The organism is Sinomonas sp. G460-2 (assembly GCF_047759905.1).
In the GTDB taxonomy this organism is placed as follows: domain Bacteria; phylum Actinomycetota; class Actinomycetes; order Actinomycetales; family Micrococcaceae; genus Sinomonas.
In genome coordinates this window covers 1-7,366 of sequence record NZ_JBKZWT010000180.1, presented here as the reverse complement: position 1 = coordinate 7,366, position 7,366 = coordinate 1, and the positions used below count along the sequence as shown (strand labels likewise).

The following is a 7,366-nucleotide window of genomic DNA, read 5'->3' as shown; positions in this document are numbered from 1 at the left end:
CGCGGTCCAGCTCGCGCTCGCCGCCGCGCTGTTCGCCCCAACGGACGACGGCGCCGCTCGCCCGACGCGGGACGTCACCTTCGTGTTCTACGACCATGAGGAGGTCGACGCCGCCAAGAGCGGCCTGGGTCGACTTGCGCGCACGAGCCCCGAACTCCTCGCGGGCGACTTCGCGATCCTGCTCGAGCCGACGCACGGCACGGTCGAGGGCGGCTGCAACGGCACGCTCCGCGTCGAGGCGACCACGGTAGGGGAGGCAGCGCATTCGGCGCGAGCCTGGATGGGGAGGAACGCGATCCACGCCGCCGCCCCGATCCTCGCCCGCCTCGCGACCTACGAGCCGGCCACGGTCGAAGTGGACGGGCTCGCGTACCGCGAGAGCCTCAACGCCGTGAAGATCCAGGGCGGCACGGCCGGCAACGTCATCCCGGATCGCTGCACGGTCGAGATCAACTATCGCTTCGCTCCGGACAAGACCCTCGACGAGGCCGAGGCCCACGTCCGCGGCCTGCTGAGGGGCTTCGACGTCGTGCGCACGGACGGCGCGGCGGGCGCCCGCCCCGGGCTCAACCACCCCGCCGCTGCGGCCTTCGTCGCCGTCGTCGGCCAGGAGCCCAAGCCCAAGTACGGCTGGACCGACGTGGCCCGCTTCAGCGCTCTCGGGGTGCCGGCCGTGAATTTCGGTCCCGGCGATCCGCTCCTCGCCCACAAGGACGACGAGCGCGTGGCCGCCGAGGACGTCCGCGCGTGCTTCCGCGCGCTGCAGGCCTGGCTCACTGCGTAACCAGTCGGGGCCTTAAACGGCCAAGAGTCACGTTCAGTGGGTTCTCACCCACGGAACGTGACCCCTCAACGATCGGCTTGTTCGGCTGACCGCGTCTCTCTAGATTTTGTCCGCCGCGCCTTGCGCCGCGCTGAGCGCTGGGGCTCCCCGCTTGGGGCCGGCCACCCGCTGGCTTCGGCGGAGCTGGCGCTCCGCGAGCTTCGCGAGGCCGGACAGGATGAGGCACATCCCGACGTACAGCACGCCCGCGACAATCGCAGACGGCACGATCGGCGTCCCGTACTGGACCTGCGAGCCGAAGAACTTGGCCTGGAACAGGATCTCGTTGTACGTGACGATGAACCCGAGCGCGGTGTCCTTGAGCGTCACGACGAGCTGCGAGATGATCACGGGCAGCATCGAGCGGACCGCCTGCGGGAGCAGGATGCTCGCCATGACCTGCGATTTCCGCAGGCCGATGGCCATGCCGGCCTCGCGCTGACCCTTCGGGAGCGCCTCGATCCCGGCGCGGAAGACCTCCGCGAGCACCGAGCCGTTGTAGAGGACGAGCGCGATCACCACTGCCGTGTACGGCGGCCACTTGACGCCAAGAGCGGGCGGCAGACCGTAGTACAGCAGCATCATGAGGATCAGTACCGGGATCGCGCGGAATAGCTCCGTGAACCAGTGGAACGGGGTCGAGACCCACGGCCGGTCCGAGAGGCGCCCGACAGCCAGGAAGAGACCGAGCGCGAGGCTGCCCACGGCCGCGACGCCGAACGCCGAGAGGGTGGCGCCGGTCGCGTCGAGGAGCGTCTGCTGGACGCGCGCGAAGGTGAAGATCTGCCACTTCGCGGCGCTGAACTGGCCCGTCTCGGCGAAGCGCCACAGGACGAACGCGATGATCGCCGCGACGACCACGATCGAGACGAGGCCAAAGATCCGGTGCCGCGCGCGGGCCTTCGCGCCTGGTGCGTCATAGAGGACCGAGCTCATCGGGCCACCTTCCACTTCTTCTCGAAGTAGCGCTGAAGCTGCGCGAGGATGAGGACGAGGACCACGAAGAAGAAGGCGACCCACAGCAGGACGATGAGCGCGGGTTCGCCGCGCTCGGCGAGGTACGCACGGATCGCGCCCGCCTCGTACACCGAGAAGCCCGCTGCGACCGTCGTGTTCTTGAGGAGCGCGATAAGCACGCTGAAGAGCGGCGGAAGCACGGAGCGGAACGCCTGGGGGAGGACGATGAGGGTAAGCGTCTGCGTGAACGGCAGGCCGATCGCGCGCGCGGCCTCGGCCTGGCCGACGGGCACGGTGTTGACGCCCGAGCGCAGGACCTCGGCGACGTAGCTCGCCGTGTAGAGGCTCAGGGCCACGATGGCGGAGACCGTGAAGTCAATCTCCGGGAGCCCGAGCTTGGGGTAGCCGAACGCGAAGAAGAACATCACGAGCGTGAGCGGCGTGTTGCGGACTACGTTCACGTAGACCGTCCCTGACGCGCGAAGGGCCGGAATCGGCGAGACTCGCATGGCGCCAACGACGGTGCCGAGGATGAGTGCAAAGAACCCGGAGACGAGGAACAGGACAATCGTGGTGCGGAATCCGGTGGTGAAGACGTCCAGATTGTTGAGGAGAGTGCTCACTTCAGCCTTCTCTGTCGAAGAGAACGCACGGTGGGCGGGGCGCACCGCGCCCCGCCCACCGTGCGCCTGTCAGTAGTTGTCGACGGCGGGCTGCTGGACCTTCGTGCCCGACTTGCCGAGCGTCGAGTCGTAGACCTTCTGCCAGGTGTCCTTGCCGTTCGTGAACATGTCGTTGATGAACTTGCGGAGCGCGGTGTCGCCCTTGGTGAGGCCCACGCCGTACTTCTCCGTGGTGAACGGCTGGCCGACCACCTTGAGGTTGTCCGGGTCCTGCGCGGCGTAGCCGAGGAGGATCGCCTGGTCGGTCGTCACGGCGTCGGTCTGGCCGTTCTTGAGCGCGTCAACGCACTGCGAGTACGTATCGAAGGACTGCGCCTTGGTCTGCGGGAAGTTCTTCTGGATGTTCTGCAGGGGGGTCGAACCCGTAGCCGAGCACACGGTCTTGCCCGCGAGGTCCTTCTCGCTGTTGATCGTCGTGTTGGACTTCTTCACGAGCAAACCCTGACCGGTGATGAAGTACGGACCCGCGAAGTCAATGAGCTTCTTGCGGGAGTCCGTGATCGAGTACGTGCCGACGTAGAAGTCGATGTCGCCGTTCTGGATCGCCGATTCACGGTTGGCGGACGGGATCGGCTTGAACTCGATCTTGTCCTTGCCGTAGCCGAGCGAGGCGGCAACCCACTTGGCGATCTCGATGTCGAAGCCGGAGTATTCGCCGGTCGCGGCGTCCATGAAGCCGAGGCCCGGCTGGTCCTGCTTGACGCCGATGCGGACCTTGCCCGCGGACTTGATCTTGTCGAACGTCGGGCTGCCGGTGAGCGAGACGTTGCTCGCGACCGTGTACGGCGCCGAGGCCCCCGTGCCCTCGGACGACGAAGTGCCACCACCAGAACCCCCGCACGCGCTGAGCGCGAGGGCTAGTACCGCGGTCGCGGCGGTGATGGCGGCCTTCTTGGTGCGGAAGAGTGCCATGGTCAGCATTCCTTTCTCGTAGGGCGCAGGGCCCTGCCTGGGAGTCTGTGCTGGGGTCAGTGAGTGAGCAGCTTGGACAGGAAGTCCTTGGCTCGGCTGCTCTGCGGGTTCGTGAAGAACTCCTCAGGCGATGCCTGCTCGACGATCTGGCCGTCGGCCATGAAGACCACGCGGTCGGCGGCCTTCCGGGCGAAGCCCATCTCGTGCGTCACGACGATCATCGTCATGCCCTCGCGCGCGAGCTCGACCATGACGTCGAGAACCTCGTTGATCATTTCGGGGTCGAGCGCCGAGGTGGGCTCGTCGAAGAGCATGACCTTGGGCTTCATGGCGAGCGCGCGGGCGATCGCGACGCGCTGCTGCTGGCCGCCCGAAAGCTGGGCGGGCAGCTTGGGCGCCTGATGGCCGACGCCGACACGCTCGAGGAGTGCCATGGCCTCCTTCTCGGCGGTCTTCTTGTCGACCCCCTTGACCTTGATCGGACCGAGGGTGACGTTTTCGAGGATGGTCTTGTGCGCGAAGAGATTGAACGACTGGAAGACCATGCCGACGTCCGCGCGGAGCCGCGCGAGCCCGGCGCCTTCGTCGGGCAGTTTCTTGCCGTCGATGAAGATCTCGCCGGACTCGATCGTCTCGAGGCGGTTGATCGCACGGCATAGCGTCGACTTGCCGGACCCGGACGGCCCGATGACGACGACGACCTCGCCCTTCCGCACGTCGAGATTGATGTCCTGCAGCACGTGCAGCTGGCCGTAGTGCTTGTTCACGCTCTGGACAGAGACGAGTGAACCCGAGGGTGCTTCGGATGTCATGCCCACCAATGTAACGGAGATTACCTTTCAGGGTCCGGAAACTGGAGCCCGCTCCCGCCAATCGTGATTCAAGCGAGACCGCTAGCCTAAGAGCATGACCACGGAATCACCGCGCCGCGACGGCCCCGTCCCCTCCCGGCGCAAGGGCCCGCTTGAGCTGCGCCGACGCCAGGCTCTCCAGGGCACGTCGGACCAGCACCTCCTCGACACCCACGGGGCTGGCCGGTTCGTCCATACCGATCCGTGGCGCGTCATGAGGATCCAGAGCGAGTTCGTCGAGGGTTTCGGCGCGCTAGCCGAGCTCGGTCCTGCGATCAGCATCTTCGGCTCGGCCCGCACGAAGCAGGGCAGCGACTACTACGACATGGGGCTCGCCATCGGGCGGCTCCTGGCCCAAGAAGGCGTCGCGGTCATCACGGGCGGCGGTCCCGGCTCGATGGAGGCGGCCAACCGTGGCGCGGTCGACGGCGCGGGGACGTCAGTGGGCCTCGGCATCGAGCTTCCGTTCGAGACGGGCTTCAACCCCTGGGTCGATCTGGGCATCAACTTCCGCTACTTCTTTGCGCGCAAGACGATGTTCGTCAAATACGCCCACGGCTTTGTGGTGCTGCCCGGCGGCCTCGGCACGCTCGACGAGCTCTTCGAGGCCATGGTGCTCGTTCAGACTGGCAAGGTCACGTCCTTCCCGATCGTGCTCGTCGGGACCCGATTCTGGGGCCCCCTGATCGACTGGCTCCGAGAGACTCTCGTCACTGAGGGCATGATCTCGCCGGAGGACATGGACCTCATTCAGGTGACAGACACGGCCGAGGACGCCGTGGATCTGGTGCTGGCCGGGCTTCGCGCCAACACCCAGGATCGGCGTGGGGGGATGTTCGGTTCGGCCGAGGAGGAAGAAGAGGCGGCGGTCGAGGAAGCCGAAGCGGTGTGGTCGCCTGAGAAGGCTGACGGCGAGTGAGCTTCTTCCTCGTCTTCCTCGCTATCGTCGTCGCGGCCGGCCTCGTGTGGGTGGGTCTCGCCGCGTTCCGAGGGCGCTCGCTGCCCGAGGCGCTTGACGGCGGCCTCGAGGAGCCCGAGCCCGGGCTCCCGCCCGTCTTCCTGCCCGAGCACCCCACCCCCCAGGACGTCGATCGGGTCCGCTTCTCGCTCGGTTTCCGCGGCTACCGTATGGACCAGGTTGACGAGGTGCTCGCGCTCCTGCGGGACAGGATTGCGGCGCAGGACGCCGAGATTGCTCGGCTTCGCACGGCCTCGCGCGCCGAGGCCGAGGTCGAGGCCGAGGCGCCTGAGTGAGCGGCGGGCTCGACGGGCGCGCGGTGACCGGCGCGCCTGGGCGGGCGACGCCGTCGGCCGTTCACGCCGCTCTCGGTGCCGGGCTGCTGTGGGCCGTGCGCTGGTTCCTGCGGCGGCCGTGGTGGGTCCAGGTGCTGCTGATCTTCGGGGCCTCGCGCGTCGCCTCGTTCGCGATCTTCGCCGCGGCAGCCCTCCAGCAGGGCACCAACCCTTGGTTCGCACCCCAACCCGACTACTTCCGCTTCCTCCAGATCTGGGATTCGGAGTGGTACGGCCGGATCGTCGTGAACGGCTACCCGCACGTCCTGCCACGCTCGCCATCCGGCACGGTCAGTGAGAACGCGTGGGCGTTCTACCCCGTCTTCCCTTATGTGGTCCGCACGCTCTGGATCGTCACGGGCATCCCCTGGCAGGTCGCGGCCCAGATCGTCGCGATGGCGGCCGGCTTCGCCGCGGCCCTCGTGGTCTACCGCCTGTTCCGGCATTTTGCGGGGCACGAAACCTCGATATGGGGCGTCGCGTTCTTTGCGTTCTTCCCCATCTCCGCCATCCTCCAGGTCCCGTATGCGGAGTCGCTCGGGATGGTGTTCCTTGCGTGGGCGCTTCTGTGGATCGTCGAGCGCCGCTACCTCCTTGCGATCCCCGTGGTCGCCGTCGCGTGCCTCACCCGCCCCGTGGGGGTTCCGCTCGCGGCGATGCTCGCGATCCTCCTCCTCGTGCGCTGGGTGGGGCGGCGCCGTCGTCCGCTCGCGCCAGGCGAGCTGCTGCGCCTCGCGGTCCTGACGGTCGCCACAGCCGCGTCCGCCCTCGCGTGGCCGGCCATCGCGTGGGTCGCGACCGGGGTCATGACGGCCTATACCGACACCGAGGCCGTGTGGCGGGGGAGCGACCTCGTGCCGTTCATGCCGTGGCTCGACACCGGCCGGTACCTCTTCGGGCCGGTCATCGGAGCGATCGCACCGTTCGTCCTCGTCGCCGCCGCGGCGCTCTACCTCACGAGCTCCCACGTCAGGCTCATCGGCCTCGAGCTCAGGCTCTGGTGTGCCACCTACGCCCTGTACCTTCTCGCCTTCCTCTATCCGCAGACGAGCACCTTCCGCATGATGCTGCCGTTCTTCCCGCTAGCGCTCGCGGGCGCGGCTCTCTCCAGATCGCGCGCCTACCGGGGCGCCGTGCTCGTGATGTTCGTGCTCCTGGAGATCGTCTGGGTCCAGTGGCTCTGGGGTTGGACGGAGCTCCCGGGCGGCGGCGATTGGCCGCCGTGACCGGGAGCGCTTAGCTACCCCGCGGTATCCCGACTGATAATGTAAAGGCAAGGACAAGGTGGCGCGCCTGCGTATCACTCCGGTGAGCGAAGGTGCGTCCGACGGCCCGCAGACACGTGCGGGCAAATAACTAGAGGGGATGTTCACATGGCAGCCATGAAACCGCGTACCGGCGACGGCCCGATGGAGGTCACCAAGGAGGGTCGCAGCCTGATCATGCGGGTTCCCCTCGAGGGTGGCGGTCGGCTCGTGGTCGAGCTCAACGCCGAAGAGGCTGCCCAGCTCAAGGAGTGCCTCGTCGGCGTGACCGAATAGCTCCTGTCGGCGCCCCGAGCGCACGCGGACTCACGAGAAGGCCGGCCCGAATGGGCCGGCCTTCTCGTGAGTCCGGGGGCGGGACGCGGCCACTCGACAGGGAAGAGGTGGCCACTCGGCGACTGGCCAGCCTCAGAGCCGCGAGGCGAGGAACAGCCCTTCGCCGGTGGGCAGGAGCGCGGTCGCGAGTCGCTCGTCTTCGCGAAGCGCCCGGTGCAGCTCGCGGAGCCGCACGGCCGTCGGCTCCCGGTGGGCCGGGTTGGCCGCGCGGTCGCGGTCGAGGGCGTCGTTGATCACGAGCAGGCC

Annotated in this window: 10 protein-coding genes; 5 read left to right on the top strand and 5 right to left on the bottom strand. The window is 67.8% G+C overall.

Going from position 1 to position 7,366, the window contains the following annotated elements; genetic code table 11:
- A partial coding sequence (dapE, locus tag ACLN58_RS15000) for a succinyl-diaminopimelate desuccinylase (protein ID WP_415856058.1) occupies nt 1-784 on the top strand: 784 nt, incomplete at its 5' end.
- Nucleotides 785-883: 99 nt separating this feature from the next.
- Here the strand turns inward: dapE and ACLN58_RS14995 are convergent.
- From ACLN58_RS14995 to ACLN58_RS14980, 4 genes are all read right to left on the bottom strand, one after another.
- On the bottom strand, nt 884-1,759 hold the full coding sequence (locus ACLN58_RS14995; protein WP_415856057.1) for an amino acid ABC transporter permease: 876 nt from the start codon (nt 1,757-1,759) through the stop codon (nt 884-886).
- On the bottom strand, nt 1,756-2,403 hold the full coding sequence (locus ACLN58_RS14990) for an amino acid ABC transporter permease (RefSeq protein ID WP_415856056.1): 648 nt from the start codon (nt 2,401-2,403) through the stop codon (nt 1,756-1,758). The genes ACLN58_RS14995 and ACLN58_RS14990 overlap by 4 nt, the downstream gene beginning before the upstream one ends.
- A gap of 69 nt (nt 2,404-2,472) precedes the next feature.
- Complete coding sequence (locus ACLN58_RS14985) at nt 2,473-3,375, bottom strand: glutamate ABC transporter substrate-binding protein (RefSeq protein ID WP_415856055.1); 903 nt, start codon at nt 3,373-3,375, stop codon at nt 2,473-2,475.
- Nucleotides 3,376-3,431: 56 nt separating this feature from the next.
- Complete coding sequence (locus ACLN58_RS14980; RefSeq protein WP_415856054.1) at nt 3,432-4,187, bottom strand: amino acid ABC transporter ATP-binding protein; 756 nt, start codon at nt 4,185-4,187, stop codon at nt 3,432-3,434.
- Nucleotides 4,188-4,281: 94 nt separating this feature from the next.
- On the opposite strand from ACLN58_RS14980, the gene ACLN58_RS14975 reads away from it, so the two are divergent.
- The 4 genes from ACLN58_RS14975 to ACLN58_RS14960 all read left to right on the top strand — a co-directional run bounded on the left by ACLN58_RS14975 (nt 4,282) and on the right by ACLN58_RS14960 (nt 7,060).
- Nucleotides 4,282-5,145: a TIGR00730 family Rossman fold protein gene (locus ACLN58_RS14975; RefSeq protein WP_415856053.1), complete on the top strand. Its 864-nt coding sequence runs from the start codon at nt 4,282-4,284 to the stop codon at nt 5,143-5,145.
- On the top strand, nt 5,142-5,480 hold the full coding sequence (locus ACLN58_RS14970) for a DivIVA domain-containing protein (protein WP_415856052.1): 339 nt from the start codon (nt 5,142-5,144) through the stop codon (nt 5,478-5,480). The genes ACLN58_RS14975 and ACLN58_RS14970 overlap by 4 nt, the downstream gene beginning before the upstream one ends.
- Nucleotides 5,477-6,745 carry a hypothetical protein gene (locus tag ACLN58_RS14965; RefSeq protein WP_415856051.1) on the top strand — a complete coding sequence of 423 codons (1,269 nt, stop codon included), beginning with the start codon at nt 5,477-5,479 and terminating at the stop codon, nt 6,743-6,745. The genes ACLN58_RS14970 and ACLN58_RS14965 overlap by 4 nt, the downstream gene beginning before the upstream one ends.
- A 147-nt stretch (nt 6,746-6,892) precedes the next feature.
- Nucleotides 6,893-7,060: a DUF3117 domain-containing protein gene (locus ACLN58_RS14960; protein ID WP_138414063.1), complete on the top strand. Its 168-nt coding sequence runs from the start codon at nt 6,893-6,895 to the stop codon at nt 7,058-7,060.
- Nucleotides 7,061-7,192: 132 nt separating this feature from the next.
- On the opposite strand, the gene ACLN58_RS14955 is transcribed toward ACLN58_RS14960, so the two are convergent.
- Nucleotides 7,193-7,357: a hypothetical protein gene (locus ACLN58_RS14955; RefSeq protein ID WP_415856059.1), complete on the bottom strand. Its 165-nt coding sequence runs from the start codon at nt 7,355-7,357 to the stop codon at nt 7,193-7,195.
- Nucleotides 7,358-7,366: the final 9 nt, after the last annotated feature.

Bases quoted from the DNA above. Each gene is read 5' to 3' on its own strand.
- ACLN58_RS14995 (WP_415856057.1), bottom strand. From the start codon at position 1,759: ATGAGCTCGGTCCTCTATGACGCACCAGGCGCGAAGGCCCGCGCGCGG.
- ACLN58_RS14985 (WP_415856055.1), bottom strand. From the start codon at position 3,375: ATGGCACTCTTCCGCACCAAGAAGGCCGCCATCACCGCCGCGACCGCG.
- ACLN58_RS14980 (WP_415856054.1), bottom strand. From the start codon at position 4,187: ATGACATCCGAAGCACCCTCGGGTTCACTCGTCTCTGTCCAGAGCGTG.
- ACLN58_RS14975 (WP_415856053.1), top strand. From the start codon at position 4,282: ATGACCACGGAATCACCGCGCCGCGACGGCCCCGTCCCCTCCCGGCGC.
- ACLN58_RS14960 (WP_138414063.1), top strand. From the start codon at position 6,893: ATGGCAGCCATGAAACCGCGTACCGGCGACGGCCCGATGGAGGTCACC.